This window comes from Mycobacteriales bacterium, assembly GCA_035504215.1.
GTDB lineage: Bacteria > Actinomycetota > Actinomycetes > JAFAQI01 > JAFAQI01 > DATAUK01.
The window spans coordinates 1-23,621 of record DATJSI010000139.1 but is presented as its reverse complement, the minus strand read 5'-3'; the positions used below and the strand labels follow the sequence as shown (position 1 = coordinate 23,621).

30 protein-coding genes are annotated in these 23,621 nt (G+C 70.9%); 4 read left to right on the top strand and 26 right to left on the bottom strand.

The window, feature by feature from the left end; translation table 11 throughout:
• From VME70_16270 to tsaB, 9 genes are all read right to left on the bottom strand, one after another.
• Nucleotides 1-403 (bottom strand): TCP-1/cpn60 chaperonin family protein (locus VME70_16270; GenBank protein HTW21753.1); only part of this gene is annotated, 403 nt, incomplete at its 3' end.
• Nucleotides 404-488: 85 nt separating this feature from the next.
• Nucleotides 489-800 carry a co-chaperone GroES gene (groES, locus tag VME70_16265; GenBank protein HTW21752.1) on the bottom strand — a complete coding sequence of 104 codons (312 nt, stop codon included), beginning with the start codon at nt 798-800 and terminating at the stop codon, nt 489-491.
• A 186-nt stretch (nt 801-986) separates the two neighbouring features.
• A complete protein-coding gene (locus tag VME70_16260; protein ID HTW21751.1) occupies nt 987-1,259 on the bottom strand; it encodes a DUF6295 family protein in 273 nt (90 codons plus the stop codon).
• Nucleotide 1,260: 1 nt separating this feature from the next.
• Nucleotides 1,261-2,004, bottom strand: coding sequence for a dienelactone hydrolase family protein (locus tag VME70_16255; GenBank protein HTW21750.1), 744 nt, complete (start codon nt 2,002-2,004; stop codon nt 1,261-1,263).
• Nucleotides 2,005-2,273: 269 nt separating this feature from the next.
• Nucleotides 2,274-2,417 (bottom strand): hypothetical protein, encoded by a 144-nt coding sequence (locus VME70_16250; GenBank protein ID HTW21749.1) that lies wholly within the window; start codon nt 2,415-2,417, stop codon nt 2,274-2,276.
• A 134-nt stretch (nt 2,418-2,551) separates the two neighbouring features.
• Nucleotides 2,552-2,794 carry a hypothetical protein gene (locus VME70_16245; GenBank protein ID HTW21748.1) on the bottom strand — a complete coding sequence of 81 codons (243 nt, stop codon included), beginning with the start codon at nt 2,792-2,794 and terminating at the stop codon, nt 2,552-2,554.
• The gene (gene tsaD, locus VME70_16240) at nt 2,791-3,804 is read right to left on the bottom strand and encodes a tRNA (adenosine(37)-N6)-threonylcarbamoyltransferase complex transferase subunit TsaD (GenBank protein ID HTW21747.1); all 1,014 of its coding nucleotides are present in this window, start codon (nt 3,802-3,804) and stop codon (nt 2,791-2,793) included. Before tsaD ends, VME70_16245 begins: the two co-directional genes overlap by 4 nt.
• 2 nt (nt 3,805-3,806) lie before the next feature.
• Nucleotides 3,807-4,256, bottom strand: coding sequence for a ribosomal protein S18-alanine N-acetyltransferase (rimI, locus tag VME70_16235; GenBank protein ID HTW21746.1), 450 nt, complete (start codon nt 4,254-4,256; stop codon nt 3,807-3,809).
• Nucleotides 4,253-4,945 (bottom strand): tRNA (adenosine(37)-N6)-threonylcarbamoyltransferase complex dimerization subunit type 1 TsaB, encoded by a 693-nt coding sequence (tsaB, locus tag VME70_16230; protein ID HTW21745.1) that lies wholly within the window; start codon nt 4,943-4,945, stop codon nt 4,253-4,255. Before tsaB ends, rimI begins: the two co-directional genes overlap by 4 nt.
• Nucleotides 4,946-4,979: 34 nt before the next feature.
• On the opposite strand from tsaB, the gene VME70_16225 reads away from it, so the two are divergent.
• Entirely contained in the window at nt 4,980-5,447 is a 468-nt protein-coding gene (locus tag VME70_16225; GenBank protein HTW21744.1) for a PH domain-containing protein, read from the top strand.
• The gene (locus VME70_16220; protein ID HTW21743.1) at nt 5,444-6,763 is read left to right on the top strand and encodes a PH domain-containing protein; all 1,320 of its coding nucleotides are present in this window, start codon (nt 5,444-5,446) and stop codon (nt 6,761-6,763) included. The genes VME70_16225 and VME70_16220 overlap by 4 nt, the downstream gene beginning before the upstream one ends.
• Here VME70_16220 and tsaE read toward each other — a convergent pair.
• From tsaE to alr, 4 genes are read right to left on the bottom strand one after another with little or no spacing between them, the layout of a single operon-like run.
• On the bottom strand, nt 6,750-7,202 hold the full coding sequence (tsaE, locus tag VME70_16215; protein ID HTW21742.1) for a tRNA (adenosine(37)-N6)-threonylcarbamoyltransferase complex ATPase subunit type 1 TsaE: 453 nt from the start codon (nt 7,200-7,202) through the stop codon (nt 6,750-6,752). The genes VME70_16220 and tsaE overlap by 14 nt on opposite strands.
• Nucleotides 7,193-7,813, bottom strand: coding sequence for a uracil-DNA glycosylase (locus VME70_16210; GenBank protein HTW21741.1), 621 nt, complete (start codon nt 7,811-7,813; stop codon nt 7,193-7,195). Before VME70_16210 ends, tsaE begins: the two co-directional genes overlap by 10 nt.
• Nucleotides 7,810-8,874 (bottom strand): alpha/beta hydrolase, encoded by a 1,065-nt coding sequence (locus VME70_16205; GenBank protein ID HTW21740.1) that lies wholly within the window; start codon nt 8,872-8,874, stop codon nt 7,810-7,812. The genes VME70_16210 and VME70_16205 overlap by 4 nt, the downstream gene beginning before the upstream one ends.
• Nucleotides 8,871-9,998, bottom strand: coding sequence for an alanine racemase (gene alr / locus VME70_16200; protein HTW21739.1), 1,128 nt, complete (start codon nt 9,996-9,998; stop codon nt 8,871-8,873). Before alr ends, VME70_16205 begins: the two co-directional genes overlap by 4 nt.
• A 95-nt stretch (nt 9,999-10,093) precedes the next feature.
• Here alr and VME70_16195 point away from each other — a divergent pair, with 95 nt between their 5' ends.
• Nucleotides 10,094-10,312 carry a hypothetical protein gene (locus VME70_16195; protein HTW21738.1) on the top strand — a complete coding sequence of 73 codons (219 nt, stop codon included), beginning with the start codon at nt 10,094-10,096 and terminating at the stop codon, nt 10,310-10,312.
• Between the two features lie 44 nt (nt 10,313-10,356).
• Nucleotides 10,357-10,758, top strand: coding sequence for a nuclear transport factor 2 family protein (locus VME70_16190; GenBank protein HTW21737.1), 402 nt, complete (start codon nt 10,357-10,359; stop codon nt 10,756-10,758).
• A gap of 6 nt (nt 10,759-10,764) precedes the next feature.
• On the opposite strand, the gene VME70_16185 is transcribed toward VME70_16190, so the two are convergent.
• The 13 genes from VME70_16185 to VME70_16125 form a co-directional block, all read right to left on the bottom strand.
• Complete coding sequence (locus tag VME70_16185; protein HTW21736.1) at nt 10,765-12,237, bottom strand: NAD(P)H-hydrate dehydratase; 1,473 nt, start codon at nt 12,235-12,237, stop codon at nt 10,765-10,767.
• Nucleotides 12,234-12,593 carry a holo-ACP synthase gene (locus tag VME70_16180; protein HTW21735.1) on the bottom strand — a complete coding sequence of 120 codons (360 nt, stop codon included), beginning with the start codon at nt 12,591-12,593 and terminating at the stop codon, nt 12,234-12,236. The genes VME70_16185 and VME70_16180 overlap by 4 nt, the downstream gene beginning before the upstream one ends.
• Entirely contained in the window at nt 12,590-14,428 is a 1,839-nt protein-coding gene (glmS, locus tag VME70_16175; GenBank protein HTW21734.1) for a glutamine--fructose-6-phosphate transaminase (isomerizing), read from the bottom strand. The genes VME70_16180 and glmS overlap by 4 nt, the downstream gene beginning before the upstream one ends.
• A 36-nt stretch (nt 14,429-14,464) precedes the next feature.
• Nucleotides 14,465-15,796 (bottom strand): phosphoglucosamine mutase, encoded by a 1,332-nt coding sequence (gene glmM, locus VME70_16170; protein HTW21733.1) that lies wholly within the window; start codon nt 15,794-15,796, stop codon nt 14,465-14,467.
• Nucleotides 15,797-15,924: 128 nt separating this feature from the next.
• On the bottom strand, nt 15,925-16,506 hold the full coding sequence (locus VME70_16165) for a hypothetical protein (GenBank protein HTW21732.1): 582 nt from the start codon (nt 16,504-16,506) through the stop codon (nt 15,925-15,927).
• A gap of 409 nt (nt 16,507-16,915) precedes the next feature.
• A complete protein-coding gene (gene rpsI, locus VME70_16160) occupies nt 16,916-17,443 on the bottom strand; it encodes a 30S ribosomal protein S9 (protein ID HTW21731.1) in 528 nt (175 codons plus the stop codon).
• Complete coding sequence (gene rplM / locus VME70_16155) at nt 17,443-17,886, bottom strand: 50S ribosomal protein L13 (GenBank protein ID HTW21730.1); 444 nt, start codon at nt 17,884-17,886, stop codon at nt 17,443-17,445. The genes rpsI and rplM overlap by 1 nt, the downstream gene beginning before the upstream one ends.
• Nucleotides 17,887-18,078: 192 nt before the next feature.
• Nucleotides 18,079-18,771: a VOC family protein gene (locus tag VME70_16150; GenBank protein ID HTW21729.1), complete on the bottom strand. Its 693-nt coding sequence runs from the start codon at nt 18,769-18,771 to the stop codon at nt 18,079-18,081.
• The gene (locus VME70_16145; GenBank protein HTW21728.1) at nt 18,764-19,390 is read right to left on the bottom strand and encodes an FMN-binding negative transcriptional regulator; all 627 of its coding nucleotides are present in this window, start codon (nt 19,388-19,390) and stop codon (nt 18,764-18,766) included. The genes VME70_16150 and VME70_16145 overlap by 8 nt, the downstream gene beginning before the upstream one ends.
• Nucleotides 19,390-21,072 carry an ATP-binding cassette domain-containing protein gene (locus tag VME70_16140; protein ID HTW21727.1) on the bottom strand — a complete coding sequence of 561 codons (1,683 nt, stop codon included), beginning with the start codon at nt 21,070-21,072 and terminating at the stop codon, nt 19,390-19,392. The genes VME70_16145 and VME70_16140 overlap by 1 nt, the downstream gene beginning before the upstream one ends.
• 36 nt (nt 21,073-21,108) lie before the next feature.
• Entirely contained in the window at nt 21,109-21,987 is an 879-nt protein-coding gene (gene truA, locus VME70_16135; GenBank protein ID HTW21726.1) for a tRNA pseudouridine(38-40) synthase TruA, read from the bottom strand.
• The gene (gene rplQ / locus VME70_16130; GenBank protein ID HTW21725.1) at nt 21,984-22,733 is read right to left on the bottom strand and encodes a 50S ribosomal protein L17; all 750 of its coding nucleotides are present in this window, start codon (nt 22,731-22,733) and stop codon (nt 21,984-21,986) included. The genes truA and rplQ overlap by 4 nt, the downstream gene beginning before the upstream one ends.
• Before the next feature lie 45 nt (nt 22,734-22,778).
• Nucleotides 22,779-23,621: DNA-directed RNA polymerase subunit alpha (locus tag VME70_16125; GenBank protein ID HTW21724.1), on the bottom strand; the 843-nt coding region annotated here is incomplete at its 5' end.

Sequence of the window (23,621 nt, the reverse complement as noted above, 5' to 3'; positions counted from 1 at the left end):
GGGCGATCTCGAGCAGCCGGTCGTTGACCGCCTCGACGGCGGTGTCGATGCCGCGCTTGAGCGAGAGCGGGTTCGCGCCGGCCGCAACGTTGCGCAGGCCCTCGCGCACCATCGCCTGGGCGAGCACGGTCGCGGTCGTGGTGCCATCACCGGCGATGTCGTTGGTCTTGGTCGCGACCTCTTTGGCCAGCTGCGCACCGAGGTTCTCGTAGGGGTCGTCGAGCTCGACCTCCTTGGCGATGGTCACGCCGTCGTTCGTGATCGTGGGTGCGCCCCACTTCTTGTCGATCACGACGTTGCGGCCGCGCGGGCCCAAGGTGACCTTGACCACGTTGGCGAGCGTGTCGACGCCGCGCTGCAGAGCGTCCCGGGCGTCGGTGTGGAACTCGAGGATCTTCGGCATACCTGGCACTCTACCGGGCCGAGTGCTAACGCTCAAACGCCAGGAGGCCCGGGCATCCGCCCGGGCCTCCTGTGCGTGTTTCGAGCTACTTCTGGACGACCGCGAGGACGTCGCGGGCGGACAGGATGAGGTACTCGTCCGCGCCGTACTTGACCTCGGTGCCGCCGTACTTGGAGAAGATCACGGTGTCGCCCTCGGAGATGTCGAGCGGCACGCGGGCGCCGTCCTCGAACCGGCCGGGGCCCACCGCGAGCACGACGCCCTCCTGGGGCTTCTCCTTCGCCGTGTCCGGAATCACGATGCCGGACGCGGTTGTCTGCTCGCTCTCGAGCACGGAGACCACGATGCGGTCTTCAAGGGGCTTGATGTTCGTCTTCGTCTTGGTGGCGGTGGCCACGACCTGACCTCCTGCGGAAGGAATCTTTGGACGGCTGGCACTCTGCCGTGCCGAGTGCCAAGTTACGTCAGCGAGCGAGACCGAGTCAATCCGGCCCGGCCCACCAATAGGCCACCGGTGGGGTGATGGGCCCACCGATGGGCCATCCGTGGCGCTGTGGGCCCACCCATGGGCCATGCGTTCCTCTTAGCCGGCGGCGAGGACGGCTTCGGGTACGGCGTCGAGCGAGCGCAGGATCGCCTCGGCGAGCAAACGGGCGGCGTCCGGGTGCAGCTCGAGCGCGACCCGGGCAGCGGGGCCCTGAGCCGGGTTGCGCAGGTCGACGTTGAGGGTGTGCCCGGCCATCGCATGCACCGGGTGGTCGACGTACACGCTGGCGTCGGTGACCCGCAACCACTCACCACCCGGGCCCTTGCCGCTGCCGGCGACCTCGAGCAGTTCGGTCTGGTACGTGCACATCTCAACCGGCCAGGTGCGCGTCGAGGAAGGCCCAGATCTTGTCCCACGCGTCGACCGCGGTCTCCGGTCGGTACGACGGCCGGTCCACTGAGAAGAACGCATGCCCCGCGCCGTCGTAGCGGTGGAACTCGTAAGGCTTGCCGGCGTCCTTCAGCAGCGCCTCGATCTCGTCCACCTGCTCGGGCGTCGGGTACTTGTCGTCGTTGCCCCACAGCCCGAGCACGGGACCGGACTGGGTGGCCGCGAGGTGCCCGAGCGGTGGCCGCGCCGGCATGCCCTCGGGCGTCTCGCCGACGATGAACGCGCCGTAGCAGACGACCGCGGCGGCGAGCGACAGGCTGCCGTTGGCGAGCCAGGACTGCCGGCCGCCGGAGCAGTAGCCGATCGTCGCGACCTTGCCGTTGCTGTTGCCGAGGCTGTCCAGATAGAGCATCGCCCCGTGGACGTCGCCGACCAACCGCTCGTCCGGCACCCCGCCCTGAGCCCGCGCGGTGGCGGCCGCGTCGTCGGGCGCGGCGCCGGGTGCCTCGCGCCAGTAGAGGTTCGGGCAGACCGCGTTGTACCCGTGCACGGCGAAGGTCCGGGTGATCTCCTTCGTCGCCGAGTCGTAGCCGGGCATGTGGTGGATGACCACCATGCCGCCGCGAGAGCCGCTGTCGAGCGGCCGGGCCGAGTAGGCCTCGAGGGGGTCGCCGCCGTGTCCGGTGATCGTCACGGTCTCGGCGAGAATCGCGTCATAGGTCATGACCCGAACTTTATTGCGCGTGCTAACTACCTACCATCCGGGTTGGTCCCATGCGCCCGGGACGACCGACAGCAGCCCGTTGTCCCAGCGGTAGGTCCTGCCTTCCGAGCTGATCAACACGTGATCGCCGCCGCCCGCGCTCGAGATGGTGTCAACCGCTTGTGGCAAGCCGGACGCGACCGCCGCACCAAGCCCGCGTGACCATTGAGCAGATGCAGCGAGCCCCTGAACGTCGACACAAGCCGGTTGTTCCACCAGAACGCCGGCCCTTAGCCGCCGTTGCTGCCGAAGGCGGGGAGTACGACCGCCGAGGTATCGAGGCGGCGACCCGACTTCCAGAGGTCGAGCACTCTGGTGCCGCCGTCGCCACTGCCGCACACCGAGTCGCTGTACGACAGGAACGCGCACGCCATTGCAGTGTCGTACGCAAGCCGCTCGCCTTCCGGCGACCACTGCAGGTTGCGGATGGCGTCCTGCGTCGGCGCCCACCCATGACTCGACCCGCTTCGTCTCGGGCGCTACGCCCGCTCGAGCCCGAACGGTTAGGTCAGGACGGCTGGGTTGCGTGTGGTTTGGGACCGGGGGGAATCTTCACGCCGTGGTTGTGCAGGCCGATCGTGACGACGAGGACGATGACAAAGGTCAACAACAGCAGGAAGAACACGAACGCACCGATCAGCACCCGCCGACCGCTCACCTGGCTCGGCGACGGGTCGCGGCGCAGCCTCGGGACCGGTGCGCCGGCCGGCGGGACTGGTGGGCCACTTCGTTCGGGAGTCGGGTCGCTCATGCCACCGCCATCGAGGAGTCCGCGTCGAAGTCGAGCGTGGACGGCTCGACTGCGCGCTCGACAAGTACGGCGCCGAGCGCGGCAACCATCGCACCGTTGTCGGTGCACAGCTTCGGCGGCGGCACCCGAAGCGTCAGACCCGCGTCGGCGCAGCGCACCTCCGCGAGCGCGCGCAACCGGGAGTTCGCGGCCACTCCACCCCCGATCACGAGAGTGTCGACACCTCGCGCGCGACAGGCGGCGACCGCGCGAGCGGTCAGTACGTCGGCGACCGCCTCCTGAAACGACGCGGCAACGTCCGCGACCGGCACCGGCTCTCCGGCGCGTTCGCGCGCTTCGACCCAGCGCGCAACGGCGGTCTTCAGCCCGGAGAACGTGAACGAGTACTCAGCGTCTCTGACCACGCCGCGAGGGAAGTCGATCGCCGCCGGATCGCCCTCCTTCGCTGCCCGGTCGATGTACGGGCCGCCGGGAAACGGCAGGCCGAGCACGCGTGCGACCTTGTCGAACGCCTCGCCCGCGGCATCGTCGATGGTCGCGCCGAGCGACTCGGCCGGCCCGGCGAGGTCGGGCACGTGCAGGAGCGAGGAATGCCCACCGGACACCAGTAACGCGACGCACGGCTGCGGCAGGTCGCCGTGGACGAGCCGGTCAACCGCAACGTGCGCGGTGAGATGGTTGACGCCGTACACCGGCTTGCCTGCGGACAGCGCGTAGGCCTTAGCAGCAGCGACACCCACCAACAGTGCACCGGCTAGTCCCGGGCCGGCCGTCACCGCGATCGCGTCGACCTGCGCGAGGGTCAGACCCGCCTGATCCAGCGCGCGATGCATCGTCGGCACCATCGCCTCCAGATGCGCGCGGCTTGCGACCTCGGGCACCACGCCGCCGAAACGCGCGTGCTCCTCGACACTCGAGGCAAGCGCGTCGGCGAGCAGTTCGTCGCCGCGCACGATCCCGACGCCGGTCTCGTCACAGGACGTCTCGATCCCGAGCACGACGGGCGACATGGTCATGACCGCTCCGCCAGCACGTGCCGCATGACGATCGCATCGGTGCCGCTCGGTTGGTAGTACTTGCGGCGTACGGCGATCTGCGTGAAGCCGTGGTGTTCGTACAGCTGCCGGGCCGAGTCGTTGTCCGCCCGAACCTCGAGGTCGACGTGCGCCACCCCGCGGCGACGCGCTTCCTCGAGCAGCGTGAGCAGCAAGGCGGTGCCAAGGCCGCGGCCCTGCGCGGCGCGGGCGACGCCGATGGTCTGGATGTAGGCCTCGTGCGGCGCGTAGGTGCACAAGCCCGCCCAAGCCACCAGGCGCCCGTCGTCCTCCTCGACCAGGTAGCAGCGCGAGTCGCGCTCGGCGAGCTCGGACCAGTACATCGAGTCGGTCCACGCCTCGTCGCCGAACAGCTCGCGTTCCAGCACCATCACGGGTTCGATATCCCACCACCTCATCGGCCTCATGCCGGCGTCACCTGCTTGGAGCGCCCCGGCGGCTTCGCGTCCGGCCGGCGCAGGTAGAGGGGGCGGAGCTCATCGGCCGGTGCACCCGCCGAGGCTCGCTCTGCGACCAGGTGCGCAAGGGTCACCGGGTTGGGAAACGCCTCGTCCGCCGAGACATGGAAACCCTGGAACGCCTCCGGGTACAGCAGCGCACCCTGACCCGCGACCTCGGTGACGCCGGCCGTGGTGAACCGCCGCGCGGCATCCTCGGCGGGTGCAAGGTCCGGACCCGCCTCGAACCCGTGCTCGGTGACGACCGCCCAGTAGACCTGCTTGCGTCGCGCGTCCGTGACCACCCCGGCCGGCCCGCGCGTGAGGAGACGGAGCGAGGACTCGGCGTACGCCGGAAGACCGAGCGCGTCCGCCATCGCCCGGGCCGTCACGATCCCGACCCGCAGCCCCGTGAACGGTCCCGGTCCCACACCCACCGCGATCGCGCCGAGGTCGGCGGCCGAGGCGCCCGCGCGGGCGAGCGCGCCCGCGATCATCGGCGCCAGCAGCTCGCCATGCCGGTTCTGCGCGACCTCGCTGGCACTAGCCAGGGGGTTGACGACGACGCCGGAGCCCGGCGTGCTCGGCGAGGCAGCCTCCAGCGCCGCGACGGCAACGGTCACGGCCGGCGTCGAGGTGTCCAGCGCAAGCAACAGCACCCGACCACGCTAATGACTGCGGTAGGAAGGACGCGTGGACCTGCAGTGGCGCTCGCCCTCGCCCCGCATGTGGAGCGCGCGGCGGTTGGAGGTGGGCGGGCTCACTGCGGCTGGGTTGCTGGCCGGAGGGCTGATCGCTGGCTTCGTGGGCGGCATGCTTGCGATCGTCATCGTCCTGCTCGTCGTGCTGGTGGTCGGTGGGTGGTTCGCGTTCCTCAACTGGCGCCGCTACCGGGCGTGGGGCTACGCCGAGCGCGAGGACGACCTGCTGGTCCGCCGCGGGGTGATGTTCCGCCGGCTCACGGTGGTGCCGTACGGCCGGATGCAGTTCGTCGACGTGACCGCCGGTCCGGTCGACCGGCTGTTCGGCCTCGCGACCGTGCAGCTGCACACTGCCGCCGCGGCCACCGACGCCCGGATTCCGGGGCTGGAACGCGATGAGGCGACCCGGCTTCGCGACCGGCTCGCCGCGCTCGGCGAAGCGAGGGCCGCGGGACTGTGAGCGAGCTGGTCGAAGGCACGCCGCCGGCTGCGCTACCGAGCGAGTGGGCCCGGCTGAACCCGCTCTCACCGGTGGTGCGCGCGGGCAGCGCCGTCGTAGGGGTGCTGGGCATCTTCGCGATCAATGGCGCCGCTCAGCACCGGCCCTCGTGGCCGGACGCGGTCATCGTCGGGCTCGCCGCGGTGACCGGCGTCGTCTACTGGTGGGTGACCCGCTGGCGGGTGCACGGCGGCGAGCTCCAGATCGACACCGGGCTGCTGCGTCGCCAACAGGTCCGCGTGCCGTTGACGCGGATCCAGGGCATCGACCTGGTCCGCCCGCTGCTGGCCCGGATCCTGGGCGTCTCCGAGCTTCGCCTCGTGCTCGCCGGCCATGACGGCGGCCGGGCTCGGCTCGCCTATCTCAATGAGGACCGCGCGATCGCAGTCCGGGCCCAGCTCCTCGCGCTCGCCCACGGCCTCGCCGACGACACGCCCGAGCCGCCCGAGCAGCCGATCCTCGTGGTGCCCGGGAGCCGGATCGTCGCCAGCAACCTGCTCACGCTCCGGTTCGGCATCGGGCTGCTCATGGTCATCGCGTTGATCGGGTTCGCGGTCGGGTTCCCGCAAGCGGCCGGCCCCCTGCTCGGCTCCGCCGTACCGATCGTCATCGGCGACCTGCTCGTGACCTGGCGGCTGGTCTCGTCGGAGTGGGAGTTCCACCTCGCCGAGGCGCCGGACGGCATCCGGCTGCGCAGCGGGCTGCTGCAGACCCGCGCCGAGACGATTCCGCACGGCCGGATCCAGGCGGTCCGCTGGGTGGAGCCGCTGCTCTGGCGACCGTTCGGCTGGGTGCGGCTGGAGTTCGATGTCGCGCGCCGCCGCAACGCGCAGCGCGGCCAGCGCGAGTCGGCGCTGGCCACCCGCGCACTGCTGCCGGCCGGCACCCGCGAGCAAGCCCGCTGGCTGGTCGGGCGGCTGCTGCCGGGCGCGGTCGCCGAGCTGCCACGGACGGAGGGCCCGCCGCGACGGGCGTTCTGGCGGGCCCCGCTGGCGCGGCGCTACGCCAGGATTCACGTCGACGAGCGGTACGTCGCCTGCTGCACGGGCCGGATCCGTCCGGACACCGTCGTCGTACCGCTCGAGAAGGTCCAGAGCATCCGGTGGACGCAGGGCCCGTGGGCCCGGCGGCTGCATCTCGCGAACGTGTTTCTCGACACCGCCGGCCAGCGCTTCACCGCAACCGCACGCCATCGCGACCGCCGCCAGGCCCAGGAGCTGATCGACTCGCTGCCCGACCTGGCCCGGTCGGCCCGCGCGCGCGTCAGCGCACGCTGACCCCCGCCCAGCGCGGCCCGACGCCCTCGATCTGCACGGTGCGCCGGTCGTCGGCATCCTCGTCCGGCCGTTCGATCCGCACCAGAAGCCGGTCGGTGGCCAACCGGTCGACCAGCCCGTCGCCCCACTCGACGACGGTCACCGACTCCTCGACGGAGGCATCGAGGTCGAGGTCGTCGATCTCCTCGATACTGCCGAGCCGGTAGGCGTCCACATGCACCAGGGGCAGCCGGCCGTCGCGGTGCACCCGCGCGATGACAAAGGTGGGAGAGACGACCGGTGAGCTCACGCCGAGACCGCGCCCGATCCCTTGCGCCAGCGTGGTCTTGCCGGACCCGAGCCGGCCGCTCAGTACGACCAGGTCGCCCGGCCGCAGCTGCCCAGCCAGTCGCTCCCCCAAGGCACGCATCTGTTCGGGAGTGTCGATGCTCAGCTGCATGCGAGCACCTCTGCCACCAGCCCGAGGTCGGCCGCGAGCGCGGCGCGCGGCGCTCCCGCCGGGCCGAAACGCAGGGCGGCGGACGGGTGGTACGACGCCACCAGCCGTCGGCCGCGCCAGTCCAGCGCTTGACCACGGGCATCTTCGAGGCGGACCTTCGCCGACAGCGCCCAGGTCAGCGCCGTGCGGCCCAGGGTGAGGACCAGCTCGGGACCGAGCAGCTCGACCTGCCGGTCCAGCCAGCCGGTGCAGCGCGCCGCCTCGGCCGTCGTCGGCGTACGGTTCGCCGGCGGCCGGCACTTCAGCACGTTGAGCACCGCAGTGCCGGCCCTCGCCAGCCCGGCGGCCGCCATCAGCTCGTCGAGCAGCGCTCCGCCCCGCCCCACGAACGGTCGCCCTTCGATGTCCTCGGTGGCCCCCGGTGCCTCGCCGACGATCACGAGCCGCGGGCGGTTCGGAGTGTCACCCACCACGACCGTGGAGCGGGTCGCGACCAGCTCGGGGCACGCGGTGCAGGAGCGGGCCGCGGCGGCCAACTGGCCGAGATCGGCGCAGCACGCTGCGCGTTCGCCGATCAGCCCGATCCACGGGTCGGCCGACCGCGGGCTCATCCGCCGACCGAGCGCGGCGACGCCTCGATCGCGCGGGCGACCAGGCGGCGAACAGCGGCATTCACCGCCGGATAGCGCTCGATCAACGCCATGTGCGCCGTACCCGGGATGGTCTGCAGCTCGGCATCGGGAAGCGCGGCAGCGATCACCTGGCTGTGCGAGAGCGGGGTCAGCAGGTCGTCCTCGCCGCAGGAGATCAGCACCGGCACTCCGGCCAGCACGTCGAGGGCCTCGAGCTTGTCGTGCGAGAGGAAGGTGTCGAAGAAGTCGGACATCACCCCCACCGACGTGCTGGCGATCATCCGCTCCATCAAGGCGACGAGCGACGGTGGCGCATCCGGGCCGAAGGACAGCCGCCGGGTGGCCATGAAGGCCAGGTCGGCGCCGAACCGGCGGTTGCTCTCCAGGAGCCCGGCCCGCCGGCGGACCGCGGTTGCGACGTACGGAACGGCCGGATCGACCACCCGCGACGCCCAGCCGGGCAGGCCGAGCACGGACTTGGCCAGGTTGCCGGTGGACGTGGAGAGCAGCGCAACGCCGACCACTCGCTCGCCGAACAGCTCCGGATGCTGGTCGGCGAGCGCGAGAACGGTCATGCCGCCCAGCGAGTGCCCGACCAGCACGACCGGGCCGGTCGGCGCTACCGCCTGCAGTACGTCGTACAGGTCCCTTCCGAGCTGGTCGATGGTCGAGTGCTCGCGGGTCGAGCGCTCCGATCGGCCGTGACTGCGCTGGTCGTAGAAGACCAGCCGGCCGAGATCACCGAGCTCGCGGCGCTGGAAGTAGAACGAGTCCATCGTCAGGGTGAACCCGTGCACGAAGACGACAGTGACCGGCGCCGCGAGGTCGCCGTCGACCTCGACGTGCAGAGCGATGCCGTCGTCCGCGATGACGTCCAGGCCCTCGTTGTGCAGGGCATCGAACGGCTCGTCGCTGAACGGATCCGGCTGGCTGCGGGCCCGCCCGACCGCGCGGCGCTCGGCCGCGATCGCTCCGGCAAGCGCCGCGCCGGCCGCACCGGCGGCCAGTGCGGTCAGCCCGAGGGTTCGCCGTTTGCTCAATGCTCGCCCGTGTAGGTGCGCAACACCCGCGCCCCGACCCGCGAGACGATCTCGTAGTTGATCGTGCCGATCGCCTCGGCCCAGTCGTCGGCAGTCGGCTGGTTGCCGTCACCGGGCCCGAACAGCACGACTTCGTCCCCGGCCGTGACGCGGTCATCTCCCACGTCGACGACGAACTGGTCCATGCACACCGTGCCGGCGATCGGATAGCGGCGATCGTTGATCGCGACCTCGCCGCGGTTGGTGAGGTGCCGAGGTACGCCGTCGGCGTACCCGAGGGGGACCAGAGCGAGCGTCGTCGCACGCTCGGTCGTGTAGCGGTGCCCGTAGGAGACCCCCTGCCCGGAGTCCACCTGCTTGGTCAGCGCGACCTCGCTCACCAGCGTCATCGCCGGCCGCAGGCCGAGCTCGGCCGGCCGGCCCACCTCGGCGCCGGGCGAGAGCCCGTAGACGGCGACCCCGGGCCGAACGAGGTCGTAGTGCGTCTCCGGCAGCACCAGGGTCGCGGCGGAGTTGGCCAGGTGGCGCACCTGCGGCTCGATGCCGGCAGCGCCGGCTACCACCAACGCTGCCTCGAAGGCCCGCCGCTGCGTCTCGATGGTCGGATGCGCCGGCCGGTCGGCATAGGTGAGGTGGGACCAGATGCCGACCACCTCGACCGAGCCGTCCGCCACCGCCTTCGCCGCGGCGTCGACGAGGTCGGGCCAGTCGTGTTGGGTCGCACCGGCCCGGCCAAGGCCGGTGTCGATCTTGAGATGCACTCGTACCGGATGGCCAACCGTCGCCGCCGCTTCCGCCGCGCGGTCCAGCGCCCATCGGGCGTTCACGCCGAGGTCGACCCCCACGGCAGCGACCGCGTTCCACGGGTCGCCGGGCCCGAGCAGCCACGCGAGCATCGGAGCGTCGACGCCCGCCGCGCGTAGCTCCAGAGCCTCGTCCGCGATGGCGACACCCAGCCACTCGGCGCCGCCTTCCAGCGCGGCTCCCGCCGATTCGAGGATGCCGTGGCCGTAGCCGTCGGCTTTCACCACCGCCATCACCGCCGCGCTCCCGGCGCGGCGCTTGAGCTCGGCAACATTGGACCGGATCGCGTCGAGGTCGACTCGCGCGAAAGAGACCGACATCCCGCCATTGTCTCAGCCCTCGCGATCCGCGCCGCGACCCTCCGAGCAGACGGCGTAGCGTTTGCGCAGACGACCGCCGTGGGTAAGGAGGCCAGGTGACGACGCCGGAATCGACCGACGCCCTGCGCGACGAGGTGCGCGGACTCGACGAGCGAATCGCCGAGCTGCAGCGCTACGCGGATGATGCGCGGAAAGACCTGGAGGAGTCCTCCGACAAGACCGCTGCGATCGAGAGCGCCGAGCAGCAGGAGGCGTTGATCAGCCAGCTGAACCTGCGCCGCCGCGAGCTGGTGGAGCGGATCGAACACGGCTGATCGAGCGCCTTGCCGTGCCTAGCCGGGTGGGCCAAGATCCCGGCATGGCCGATGACCCGTTATCCGTCGTCAAGGCGGCGTACGCCGCGTTCGCCGCCGGTGACCTCCCGACCGTGCTCGGGCTGATCGATCCCGAGGCCGTGTGGATCGAGACGGACGCGGAGGCGTTGCCGGTCCGGGGAACCTTCGTCGGCCCGGAAGCCGTCGCGCAGAACGTGTTCGCGGCGGTTCCCGACCACTGGGACTCCTTCGAGATCGTGCCCGAGGCGTACTTCAACGACGGCGAGACCGTGATCGCGCGCGGCCGGGTGCGCGCCACGGCCAGGTCGACCGGAGCCAGCATGGATGCGGCGTACGTCCATGTGTTTACCGTGCGGAACGGGAAGATCGTCCGGCTGACCAACCACCACGACACCGCGGTCTGGCGGGAGACACTCGGGCGCTGAAGGCGCTCAGTCGCGGATTGCGCGGACCGCGTCCGGCAGGTGCTCCGCGATGTCCATCGCGGTGATCGACGCGGCCGGTGAACCGGCCGCGAGCAAGCCCGCGAAACCGTGCAGGAAGGCGCCGACCGATGCGGCATCAAACGCCGCCAACCCGCCGGCGAGCAGCGCGCCACAGACGCCGGAGAGCACGTCGCCGCTCCCGGCGGTCGCAAGGTACGGCGTCGAGGCGGTGTTGACCCGCAGCGCTCCGGTTGGCGTCGCGACAACCGTGGTCGAGCCCTTCAGCAGAACGGTCGCTCCCAGCTCGCGGGCGGCCCGGGTGGCATGCGTGACGCGGCTCGCTTCTACCTCGGCAGCATCCAGCCCCATGAGGCGGGCGAACTCGCCCGCATGCGGGGTCAGCACCGTCGCGGCGCTTCGGCCACGGAGCGCGTGCTGATGGGTCCCGAGCCACGTGATCGCGTCGGCGTCGACGAGCACGGGCAGGTCGCTCTCCAGCACCGAGGCGATGATGTTGCCGGCGGCGTCATCGGTGCCTAGGCCCGACCCGACGACCCACGCCTGCACGCGGCCGGCGCTTCGCACGCCATCGCCGTCGCCAGCCGAGATCCTGGTCACGATCGCTTCCGGCCAGCGGCGGCGGACCAGCTCGCCGGGCCGCTTGACCCCGGCGTAGCGGACCATGCCGACACCGGTGCCGAGCGCGCCACCGACGGCGAGCACGGCGGCACCGGTGTAGGCATTGCTGCCGGCAACGATGCCGACGACACCGCGACGGTATTTGTCCGACTCGGCGGCCGGAGCGGGCAGAAGCGCGGCGACATCGTCCGCGTCGAGCACGGTCGCCGACGGCTCGGGCAGGTCGAGCCCGATGTCGACCAGCTCGACCAGGCCGGCGTGCTCGGCGCCGGGAGAGACGACGAGACCGAGCTTGAGCGCGCCGAAGGTCACCGTGGCATCGGCCCGCACAGCCGCGCCCGGGACCTCGCCGGTGGAGGCATCGACGCCGCTGGGAACGTCGACCGCGACGACCGTTGCGTCCACCGCGTCGAGCTGCCCAGCGAGCTCAGCCATCGGCGGCCGAAGCGCCCCGGTCGCCCCGATCCCGAGCATGCCGTCGATGACGAGGTCGGCACGCCGGAGGAGCTCGGCGCAGTCAGCCCCTGGCGCGGCTGCGGCATAGCCACCCGACGCCCGCAGGGCGGCGAGTGCGGGAGCCAGCACCGAGTCCGAGAGCAGCAGCGCATCCACCCGGGCCCCGCGTGCGGCCAGGCGCGCGCCGGCGTACAGAGCGTCCCCGCCGTTGCCGCCCGACCCCGCGAGGACGACCACCCGGGCGCCGTAGACGGCACCGAGCAGGGCCGCGCAACTGCTCGCGAGCGCTGACGCGGCGCGCGCCATGAGGCTGCCCTCGGGCAGGCTCTCCAGCAGTGGGGCCTCGGCCGCGCGAACCTCGGCCGTGGTGTATGCCGCCCTCACGGCGCGTGCTCCGCGACCACCATCGCGACCACCACTCCCGCGTCGTGCGACAGCGAGAGATGCCAACCCGTGATGCCGAGCTCGTCGGCCGCGGCCTGCACCGTGTCGCGTACGTCGAGCAGTGGGCGGCCGGTGGGGTCACGGCGCACCTCGACATCGTGCCAGGCGAGACCACCGGGCGCGCCGAGCACCTTCGCAACCGCTTCTTTTGCGGCAAACGTCGCTGCGAGACTCGACGGCGGAGCATTTCGCTCGCGCCGGGTGAACAACCGGTCGGACAGGTGCGGCGTCCGGTCCAAGGCCGTGGCGAACCTGGCCAGGTCGACGATGTCCACGCCGACGCCGACGATGGTCACTCGACCGTGACGCTCTTCGCGAGGTTGCGGGGCTGGTCAACATCGAACCCGCGCGCCATCGCGAACTCCGCGGCCAGCACCTGCATGGGCACCAGCATCAACATCGGCGTCAGGAGTGACTTCGTGTCAGGGATCGAGATCAGGTCATCCGCATGCGGAGCCATGCTCTCGTCGCCGTCGGTTGCGATGACGATGGTGCGGGCCCCCCGCGCACGGATCTCCTGGACGTTGGTGACCAGCTTGGGTGTCAAAGCATGTCGAGGTGCGATCACGACGACCGGCGTACCGCGATCCACCAAGGCGATCGGCCCATGCTTGATCTCACCGGCCGGAAAGCCCTCGGCCGAGACGTACGCCAGCTCCTTCAGCTTCAACGCGCCCTCGAGCGCCATCGGGTAACCGACGTGACGTCCGATGAACAGCACCCGGTCGTGCGACGCGATCTCGCGAGCCAGCTTGCGCACCGGATCCATCCGGGTCAGCACGGCGCTCACCAAGTCGGGCATCTGCTCGAGGTCGTGGAAGTGCGAACGCACCTCGTCGCCGTCCCGGTAACCGCGAACCTGGGCGAGGTACAGGCCGACGAGGTAGACCGCTGCCAGCTGCGTCATCACAGCCTTGGTCGACGCGACCGCGACCTCCGGGCCGCCTCGGGTGTAGAACGCCGCATCCGACTCCCGGGCGATGGACGAGCCGACCGTGTTGGTCACTGCAAGCACCCAGGCCCGCTGCCGGCGGGCATGCCGCACCGCCTCGAGCGTGTCCGCGGTCTCGCCGCTCTGGCTGATCGCGATCACCAGCGTGTGCCGGTCGAGGACCGGGTCGCGATAGCGGAACTCGCTGGAGATCTCCACATGCACGGGCAGCCGTGCCCAGCGCTCGATCGCATACTTCGCGACCAGACCCGAGTGGTACGCCGATCCCGCGCCGACGACGATCACCTGGCTGAGGCCCTGTATGTCCTCGTCGCTCATCGCGAACTCGTCGAGGGCGAGCCGGCCCTGCGCGTCCAACCGGCCGCCGAGCGTCTCTCGAATCGCCTCGGGCTGCTCGTCGATCTCCTTCAACATGAAGTAGTCGTAGCCGGACTTCTCCGCCGCGGCCACGTCCCAGTCGACGTGGAACATCTCGCCGTCGACCTGCACACCAGCGAGATCGGTCACCTTGACCGCGTCGCGCCGCAGCTCGACCACCTGATCCTGATCGACGGTGCGGGCGCTGCGGGTGTGTGCGATGAACGCGGCGACATCACTCGCGAGGAAGTTCTCACCCTCGCCGAGGCCGACGACCAGCGGCAGGTTCCGGCGTGCGCCGACCACCACATCGGGCTGCTCACGGTGCGCGACGACCAGCACGAAAGAACCCTCGAGGTCGGCACACACCGCGCGCACCGCCTCGGCAAGGTCACCGTCGTAGCGCTCCTCGATCAGGTGCGCGACCGCTTCGGTGTCGGTCTCGCTGGTCAGCCGGTGCCCGCGCTGCTCGAGCCCGTCCCGCAGCTCGATGAAGTTCTCCAGCGTGCCGTTGTGCACGACCGCGATGGAACCGGTGCAGTCGACGTGCGGATGCGCGTTGCGGTCGGTCGGAGCGCCGTGGGTTGCCCAGCGGGTGTGCCCGATCCCGAGCGTGCCGGCGAGGTCCCCAGCGTCGCTCTCCGCCAGCGCTTCCTGCAGGTTGGCCAGCTTGCCGGCCCGGCGAACGACTTTCAGCGCGCCATGGTCGTCACGGATCGCGATTCCGGCTGAGTCGTATCCGCGGTATTCGAGCCGTTTGAGGCCGTCGACGACGACGCCGAGCGCCGGTTTCGACCCGACGTACCCGACGATTCCGCACACAAGGAGAAGGGTACGCCGCAGGCCTCGCCGCCGCGGTCAGCCGAGACGGCTGGCGATCCGGTCCGCAACCTCGCGCGCTACGGCGTCGGTCGGCGCCTCGACCATCACCCGGACCACCGGCTCGGTGCCGCTCGCGCGCACGAGAATCCGGCCGTCGTCGCCGAGCTCCTGCTCTGCCGACTGAACCGCCGCGGTCGCCTCGGCAAGTGCTCGTCTCGCATCCGCCACCGCCACGTTGACGAGAACCTGCGGAAGCCGATCGACCACCGCTGCGAGCTCGCCGAGGCTCTGCCCCGAAGCCACGACGGCACCCATCAGGTGCAGCGCCGTCAGCACGCCGTCACCGGTGCTGGCATGGTCGAGCAGGACGATGTGACCGGACTGCTCGCCGCCAAGCGCCAGGTCATCGGCCCGCATCCGCTCGGCCACGTGCCGATCTCCGACCGGCGTCACGACGACATCGATGCCGTACGGTCGTAAGGCCTTGGTGAGTCCGAGGTTGCTCATGACGGTGACCACGACCGCGTTGCCGCGCAGCGCGTGACGCCGGTGAAGGTCCAGTGCGAGCACCGCAACGATGCCGTCGCCGTCGACCAGAAGCCCGCTCCCGGTCATGGCCAGGCAGCGGTCCGCGTCGCCATCGTGCGCGATACCGATGTCCGCGGAGTGTTCCGCGACGGCCGACCGCAACGACTCGGGATGCAGAGCACCACACGCATCGTTGATGCGCGAACCCGACAGATCCGTGTTGATCGCCGTCACGTCGGCACCGGCCCGGGAGTAGACCTGCGCCGCAACCGACGCCGCGGCACCGTTGGCGCAGTCCACGACGACCCGAAGGCCGTCGAGCCGACGCGGCTCGGTCGCAACGACGGCATCGACGTACCAGCCGGGCTCCGCACCGAGGTCAGCGACCACGCGGCCCACTGTCGATGCCGCGGCCGGAGGCAGGACCCGCTCGACCCGGGCCTCGATGGCCCGCTCGCCGGCCTCGTCGAGCTTCAGCCCACCCGGCCCGAACAGCTTGATGCCGTTGTCGGGAGCCGGGTTGTGGCTCGCCGAGATCACGACGCCGAACTCGGGCCTGCGGTCGAGGCCGGGTACGCCGTCCGCCACCGCACGGGCGACCGCGGGCGTCGGAACCACGCCGAGCAGCACAACATCGGCACCGGCCGCCGTCAGGCCACCGATTATGGCCTCCTGCAGCCACGATCCGGACTCGCGCGGGTCCCGGCCCACGGCCACGAGCGGCGCGCGGTTCGGTGCGAGCTCGGCGACCGCAGCGGCGGCCACCGAGCGCGCGAGGTCAGCCGTGAGATCGACACCGGCGACCCCCCGGATTCCGTCCGTCCCGAACAGCCTCGCCACACACTCACCTCACCTCAGCCGGCACCGTCAACCGCCCACGCTAGGTGACAGCACCGCGGGTCGCACCACGGCAAGGGGGTGCAGATCCAAGCATCGGCTGCGGTGCTCCGCACCGCGCGGACGGTGGCTCAGCGGACGAACAGGATGACCACGACCAGCCACTCCGCCACCACGACCAACGCACCGAACGCTTCGCGAACGGAGACGAGCGAAGGAATGGCCTGGATCGTGTCGCCACGCGACTGAGCGCGGCGCAACACATCCCGGGCAAGCGACCGCCGGCGCAGCGCGGCAGGGGCCGAGAACGCGACGAGCGCCAAGCTCACCGGGATGAGCGGCCAGACGGTCGGAGAGGTGATCGCGAACTTGCCCTGCCACAAGACCTCGCCGATCAGCACAGCTGGTGGCAACAGTGCGGCGAGCCAGTAATGCACGCCGAACCGCGTCATTTCGAGCGCGGGACCCAGTCCGAATGGGTCGTCGACACCGCTGCGGATGATCGGAGGCGGCAGCGTGTTCGCAACTGCCACGGGGACGGGCGGGTCGGGCGGCAGCGGCACATGCGCGGCTACGACGCCGACCACCTGTTCCGGTGGAGGGTCGTGACCCTCCACGCCGCTATCCCGCACCAACGCGGTGGGCTGACCGTTGGAAAGCCAACGATGCTCGTGCCGGCCCAGCGGGTCGTCGTACCAGCCCTCGAGGCCCACGGCGACGAACCTTAAGGCGCGGAGGTGAACCGAGGGCGAACAACCCGCGGGGCGAACCCCCGCGACTCCCGCACGGCCGCAGAGCGGGCACGTGGTCCAGCCAGCGCGCGCTCAGCAAGCGCTGAGGACGCGAGTGGCAAGGCCGCAGGGAGCGCCGCGTGCTTGAGGCACGCAAGCGAGGGAGAACGCCGGCAGCGTTCGCGTCAGCCGCGCTCAGCAAGCGCTGAGGACGCGAGTGGCAAGGCCGCAGGGAGCGCCGCGTGCTTGAGGCACGCAAGCGAGGGAGAACGCCGGCAGCGTTCGCGTCAGCGCGCGCTCAGCAAGCGCTGAGGACGCGAGTGGCAAGGCCGCAGGGAGCGCCGCGTGCTTGAGGGCACGCAAGCGACCGAGAACGCAGCCAATCGCGTTCTCAGCGCTTGCTGTACTGAGGGGCTTTGCGGGCCTTCTTGAGGCCGTACTTCTTCCGCTCCTTGGAGCGGGGGTCCCGGGTGAGGTAGCCGGCCTTCTTCAGCGGGCTGCGGGCGTCGTCATCGGTGAGGAGCAGGGCTCGGGCGATACCGAGCCGGATCGCGCCGGCCTGCCCGGAGATGCCGCCGCCCTGGACCCGGACGAGGACGTCGTACCGGTCGACCAGATCGAGGGTGACGAACGGGTCGTTGGCGATCTGCTGGTGCACCTTGTTCGGGAAGTACTCCTCGAGGGTGCGGCCGTTGATGGTCCAGGTGCCGTTGCCGGCGACCAGGCGGACCCGGGCGATGGCCTCCTTGCGCCGGCCGGTCGCGCCGACCGGGCCGCCGGCGATCGGCCGCGGCGTCTTCGCCGGAGTGGCCGCCGGAGCAGCCGCCTCGGGGGCCTCCGCGACGGCCTCGGATCCTTCGCTCGTCTCGCTCTCGGCGACCTCGGGGTCGACGGCGGTCTCGGTCACGGTCTCGCTCACTACTGCGCCACCTGGGAGATCTCGTAGGGCACCGGGTGCTGAGCCTGGTGCGGGTGGTCGGGCCCGGCGTACACCTTGAGCTTGCTGGCCATCTGCCGGCCGAGGCTGTTGTGGGGGAGCATGCCGCGCACCGCCTTCTCGACGACGTACTCCGGCCGCTCGTCGAGCAGCTTGGAGTACGGCGTCTCCGTCAGGCCGCCCGGATAGCCGGAGTGCCGGTAGTCGATCTTGTGCTCCCGCTTGGTGCCGGTCATGGCGACCTTGCCGGCGTTGACGATGATCACGAAGTCCCCGGTGTCGACGTGGGGGGCGAAGATCGGCTTGTGCTTGCCGCGCAGCAGCCGGGCGGTCTGGCTGGCGAGGCGCCCGAGCACGACATCGGTCGCGTCGATCACGTGCCACTGGCGCGTGATCTCGCCGGGCTTGGGTTGAAACGTACGCACAGGGGTGCCTTCGTCGGGTCGTCGTCGGGAGTCGGCGGGGCGCCGCCGATCGCGCAGGCTGGCGCCAGTGCGACCGTTCGAGGCTACCCGCGCCCGTCGTAACCGGTCAAAACCGCTGCCGCTCGGTCCACCGGCGCCCAGTCCGAGCCCTGGCCGAGCCCAGGCCGAGGCGCAACCGGTCTCTGGCCGCGGTCAGTCGCGGGGCGCGAACGCGCAGAATTCGTTGCCCTCCGGATCGGCCAGCACGGTCCAGTCGACGTCCTCGTCCGGCCGGCGGAGGACAACCGCCCCGCGGGCGACCAGCGCCTCGACGTCAGGCGCGAAGACGTCCCAGTGGATCCGGTTCTTGACCGTCTTCGGCTCGGGCACGCGGTTGAAGTCCATGGTGAGGATGGGCATCCCGGGCACCTGCTCGAGGGTCGCCCAGTGCGGCCCCTTCGTGTCGAGCGCTGCACCGAAGGTCTCCGCCCACCAGGTGGCGATCGCCACCGGGTCGACGCTGTCGACGACCACGCCGTGCAGCCGGTCGGCCGGCAGCTCGGCGCGGACCATCGCGCAGAACTCACCGCCGTCCGGATCGCCCAGCACGGTCCAGTGCCGTCCCTCGTCGGGTTGCTCGAGCCTGGTCGCCCCGAGCGCCTCGAGGTCGGCAACGTTCTGGGTGTAGATGTCGAGGTGCACCCGATGCTTGACCGACTTCGGCTCGGGTACGGCGACCACCCAGATCGTGTGGCCGGGTGTCGGGCCGACGACCGCGCCGCCGCCGCCGGACTCCCAGGGCTGCCAGCTCAGTCCGAGCACCTCCGCCCACCACGGCCCGAGTAGGTCGGGATCGGCCGCATCGAGGCACAGGTCCTTGAACCTCGCGAGCGGTGCGTCACTCACGGGTCAGCTCGGGACTGCGTCGCAACAGATGAGCGCGGGCGGCTGCGTCGTCGTGGCGGTCGCGGTCAGCCAGCCGGTCCGCGACCGCCACCCGGTGGTCGATGTCGACGTTGCCGCCGTACTTGAACTTCGCCTTGACCTCGCGAATCGCGAGCCGCAGTCCGCGGATGCTCGGCAGCGATCGCAGGTGCGCCTCCGGGTCGGCGTGCGGGACGTCCGGCTCGAACTGCGCGAGCTGGCGGCGCAGGATCGCGAGCTTGCCGTCCTTGTCGTCGACCACGGTCGCAGCACAGGTCAGCTGTGCGGCGGCGTAGTACGTCGTCGGGATCCCGAGCGCGGGGTCCTCGTCGGCGATCGCCTTCCATGCCGACGGGATGTACGCCCAGTCCCCGGCGACCGCGAGCAGCACGGTCGGGTTCTCGTCGATGGCATGCCACACCGGGTTGGGGCGGGCAAGGTGCAGCAGCACCTCCTCGCCCTCGAGGACGTACTGAGTCGGTACGACGACCGGCACCTGCCGGTCGCGGCCCGGCGCGATCAGCTGACCAAACCCTTGCGTGGCAACAAAATCACGCCACTCGTCGTCACCGACAGAGGCATCCCACGGATGAACCAGCATCAACGCACCCGCTCGACTCGACCCTCGTCCCAGACCGGCTCGCCGGACTCCTCGACCACGCCGTCGGCGCGAAAGACCACGAAGCGATCGAACGAGCGCGCGAACCATCGGTCGTGAGTCACCGCGACAACAGTGCCTTCGAACGCGTCGAGCCCCGCTTCGAGCGCGTCCGCCGACACGATGTCGAGGTTGTCGGTGGGCTCGTCCAGCAGCAGCAGCGTCGCACCGGACAACTCGAGCAGCAGGATCTGCAACCGGGCCTGCTGGCCGCCGGAAAGTGTCTCGAAGGCCTGCTCTCCGGCCGTTGCGAGCTCATATCTGTCGAGCACGCGCGCAGCCTGCTCGCGTCCCATGCCGTCGCGGTGCTCATCGCCACGCCACAGGATGTCGAGCAGGGTGCGGCCGATCAGCTCGGGATGCTCGTGGGTCTGGGCGAACCAGCCGGGGCGAACCCGCGAACCGAGCCGCGCCACCCCACTGTGCGCAACCGAGACGATCGGAGTGCCGGCGACCGGCCGATGCTCCGCGTCCGGATCGGAGCCACCAGCAGCGAGCAGCCGCAGGAAGTGCGACTTGCCCGACCCGTTGGACCCGAGCACGGCAACTCGTTCGCCGAACCACACCTCGAGATCGAACGGTTGCATCAGGCCGGTGAGCTCGAGCGCCTCGCAGACCACCGCCCGCTTCGCGGTCCGCCCGCCTCGCAGCCGCATCCGGACATCCTGCTTGAGCGGCACCGCCCGTGGTGGCCCGATCTCCTCGAACCTGGCCAGCCGCGTACACGCGGCCTGGTAGGCGCCGGCCATCCCGTCGTTGTACCTGGCCTTCTCCCACATCCGCAGGACCAGCGCCTTCAGCTTCGCGTGCTCCTCATCCCACCGCCTGCGTAGCTCCTCGAGGCGGCTGTTGCGTTCCGTCCGCGCTTGCGCGTACGACGCGAACCCGCCGCCGTGGATCCACGCGTGGTTGCCCGCCGCTCCGAGCTCGAGCGTGACGATCCGGTTCGCCGTACGGGAGAGCAGCTCTCGGTCGTGCGAGACGTAGAGCACCGTCTTCGGCGACTCGGCCAGGCGTCCTTCGAGCCACCGCTTCGCCGGAACGTCCAAATAGTTGTCCGGCTCGTCGAGCAGCAGCACCTCATCCGGGCCCCGAAGCAGCGCCTCGAGCACCAGTCGCTTCTGCTCGCCACCGGACAGGGTGCGCACCTCTCGCCATCGGGCCCGTTCATAGGGGATCCCGATCGCGGCGACCGTGCAGGTGTCCCAGAGCACCTCGGCGTCCCAGCCGCCGGCATCCGACCACTCGGCGAGGGCGTGTGCGTAGCGCAGCTGGGTCGGCTCGTCTTCGGCTTCCATCATCGCCAACTCGGCGGCATCGACCTCCCCGGCGGCAGCGCGCAGCCTCGGCGGCGCAACCGACAGCAGCAGGTCGCGGACGGTCGAGTCGTCGCGCACCGAGCCGACGAACTGGCGCATGACGCCGAGCCCGCCGGACGTGACCACGGTGCCGGCGTCCGGCTGGAGGTCGCCGGTGATGATCCGAAGCAGCGTGGACTTACCCGACCCGTTGGGGCCGATCAGCGCCGCCTTCTGGCCGTCACCGACCCGGAAGCCGATCTCGTCGAGCAGCATCCGCCCATCGGGCAGCGCGAAGCCGACCCGCTGGACGTCGACATGGCCCATCCGCCCAGTGTCGCAGTGCGCGCGAGCGAATTTCGCCTAGCTGCGTGCCTGCACGGGTCGGCCGTCGCGACGCTGGCGGGTCTGCGCGACCCGGTCCGACAGCCCCTCTGCGGGCGGGTAGTCGACGCCGACCAGGGTGAGGCCGTGGGCCGGCGCGACCGTCACCGTCGAGGCGCGGACCTTGGCGGCGAGCAGCTCGCCCGGCCATTCGACCGGCCGGCGGCCGTCCCCGACCGCGAGCAGGGCGCCGACCATCGACCGGACCTGGTTGTGGCAGAACGCATCGGCGTGCGCGCTGATCGTGACCACCCCGTCGGCGCCGCGCACCGCGTGAAGCTGGCGCAGCGTGCGGATGGTTGTGGCGCCGGCCCGCGGCCGGCAGTACGCCGCGAAGTCGTGTTCGCCTTCGAGCTGTGCGGCAGCCCGGTTCATCGCCTCGACGTCCAGCGGCCGTGGCCAGGCGAGCGTGTCGCGGCGACGAAGCGGGTCCGGCACCGCGTCGGTCACCCGGTAGCCGTAGTGGCGACCCAGCGCCGCGAACCTCGCGTCGAAGCCGTCCGGCGCGGCACGGATGTCCCGCACGACCACATCGTCGGGCAGTACGCCGGCCAGCCGCCGCATCAGCATGCCGAGATCGGTCACCGCGGCTTCTGGCAGGTCGATGTGGGCAACCTGCCCGCCGGCGTGCACACCCGCGTCCGTTCGCCCCGCGACCGTCAGCGCGGGCGCCTCGGCGAGACCCAGGACCTTCGCAAGCGCATCGTCGAGGACGGCTTCAACCGTCCGCCGGCCGAGCTGGCGCGCCCACCCGGAGAACTCGGTTCCGTCGTACGCCAGATCGATCCGCACACGGACGAGCCCGCCACCCTCAGCGGGGTCGGCGGGCTCGCTCCGAAAGACGGATCCGTCCGTCACTGCTCGCTCGGGTCGTCCTCGTCCGCAGCTGCGTCACCGGCGGCGCTGTCGTTGTCCTCGCCCGCAGGTTCAGCCGTCGCCTGCGCTGGGTCGGCCTCGTCGGCCGTATCGGCCTGATCGGCTTCGTCAGAGGGCTCAGTGCTCACGCCGGGCTCGGTGCCTTCGCCGGGCTCGGTGCCTTCGCCGGGCTCGGTGCCCTCTCCGGGCTCGTCCACCGCATCATCGAAGTCGCCGGGCGCTGCCGCCTCGGCCGCAACACCGGCCGCGACGTCCGACTCGGACGCGAGGTCGGCGGCCGCCTCGGCCGTGGCCCCGGTCGGGCGGCGACGGCGGGCGAATCGGGTGCCGCGCGAGCGCTCGGCCTCGCCGACGACCTCCTGGGCGGCGCTGCGGTACTCGACCAGCTCGATGATGGCCATCGGCGCGTTGTCGCCCTTGCGCGGCCCGATCTTGGTGATCCGGGTGTACCCGCCCTGACGATCGGCGAAGCCCGGGCCGATCTCGGCGAACAACGTGTGCACGACGGTCTTGTCGCGGACCACGGTCAGCACCTGCCGCCGGGCGTGGATGTCACCACGCTTGGCGAAGGTGACCAGCCGCTCGGCCAGCGGCCGCAGCCGCTTGGCCTTCGCCTCGGTGGTCGTGATCCGGCCGTGCTCGAACAGCGATGTGGCAAGGTTCGCCAGCATCAATCGCTGATGCGCCGGTCCGCTTCCGAGCCGCGGACCCTTGGTCGGCGTAGGCATCTATGGCTCCCTGCTGCCTGTCGTGTTGCCTGTGTTCTCGGGTGGTTAGTACTGCTCGGTCTCGGCGAAACCGGCGTCGCCGTTGTCGTCGTAGCCTTCGTCGTACCCGGCGATGACAGACGTCGGGTCGAACCCGGGCGGGCTGTCCTTCAGCGCGAGGCCGAGCCCGGCCAGCTTGCCCTTGACCTCGTCGATCGACTTCTGGCCGAAGTTGCGGATGTCCATCAGGTCGGCCTCGGACCGCGAGACGAGCTCACCCACCGAGTGGATGCCCTCGCGCTTGAGGCAGTTGTACGACCGGACGGTCAGGTCCAGCTCCTCGATCGGCAGCGCCAGGTCGGCCATCAGCTGAGCATCGGTCGGCGACGGGCCGATCTCCACGCCCTCGGCGCTCTCGTCGAGCTCACGCGCCAGCCCGAACAGCTCGACCAGGGTGTGCCCGGCAGAGGCGATCGCGGTCCGCGGGGTCATCGAGGCCTTGGTCTCGACATCGACGACGAGGCGGTCGAAGTCGGTGCGCTGCTCGACGCGGGTGGCCTCGACCTTGTAGGTCACCTTGAGCACCGGCGAGTAGATCGAGTCGATCGGAATGACGCCGATCGGCTGGCCCGGCTGCTTGTTCTGCACGGCAGACACGTAGCCGCGGCCACGCTCGACGGTGAACTCGATCTCGAGCTTGCCCTTGCTGTTGAGGGTGGCGATGTGCAGGTCGGGGTTGTGGATCTCCACGCCCGCCGGCGGCGCGATGTCGGCGGCGGTGACCTCACCGGGACCCTGCTTGCGCAGGTACATCACGACCGGCTCGTCGTGCTCGCTCGAGACGACGAGGTTCTTGATGTTGAGGATCAGGTCGGTCACGTCCTCCTTGACGCCCGGCACGGTGGAGAA

Coding starts and splice junctions, on each gene's coding strand:
- VME70_16260 (HTW21751.1), bottom strand. CDS start 1,259: ATGTGCACGTACCAGACCGAACTGCTCGAGGTCGCCGGCAGCGGCAAG.
- VME70_16255 (HTW21750.1), bottom strand. CDS start 2,004: ATGACCTATGACGCGATTCTCGCCGAGACCGTGACGATCACCGGACAC.
- VME70_16250 (HTW21749.1), bottom strand. CDS start 2,417: ATGGCGTGCGCGTTCCTGTCGTACAGCGACTCGGTGTGCGGCAGTGGC.
- VME70_16245 (HTW21748.1), bottom strand. CDS start 2,794: ATGAGCGACCCGACTCCCGAACGAAGTGGCCCACCAGTCCCGCCGGCC.
- tsaD (HTW21747.1), bottom strand. CDS start 3,804: ATGTCGCCCGTCGTGCTCGGGATCGAGACGTCCTGTGACGAGACCGGC.
- rimI (HTW21746.1), bottom strand. CDS start 4,256: ATGAGGCCGATGAGGTGGTGGGATATCGAACCCGTGATGGTGCTGGAA.
- tsaE (HTW21742.1), bottom strand. CDS start 7,202: ATGCAGCTGAGCATCGACACTCCCGAACAGATGCGTGCCTTGGGGGAG.
- VME70_16210 (HTW21741.1), bottom strand. CDS start 7,813: ATGAGCCCGCGGTCGGCCGACCCGTGGATCGGGCTGATCGGCGAACGC.
- alr (HTW21739.1), bottom strand. CDS start 9,998: ATGTCGGTCTCTTTCGCGCGAGTCGACCTCGACGCGATCCGGTCCAAT.
- VME70_16190 (HTW21737.1), top strand. CDS start 10,357: ATGGCCGATGACCCGTTATCCGTCGTCAAGGCGGCGTACGCCGCGTTC.
- VME70_16145 (HTW21728.1), bottom strand. CDS start 19,390: ATGCTGGTTCATCCGTGGGATGCCTCTGTCGGTGACGACGAGTGGCGT.
- VME70_16140 (HTW21727.1), bottom strand. CDS start 21,072: ATGGGCCATGTCGACGTCCAGCGGGTCGGCTTCGCGCTGCCCGATGGG.
- rplQ (HTW21725.1), bottom strand. CDS start 22,733: ATGCCTACGCCGACCAAGGGTCCGCGGCTCGGAAGCGGACCGGCGCAT.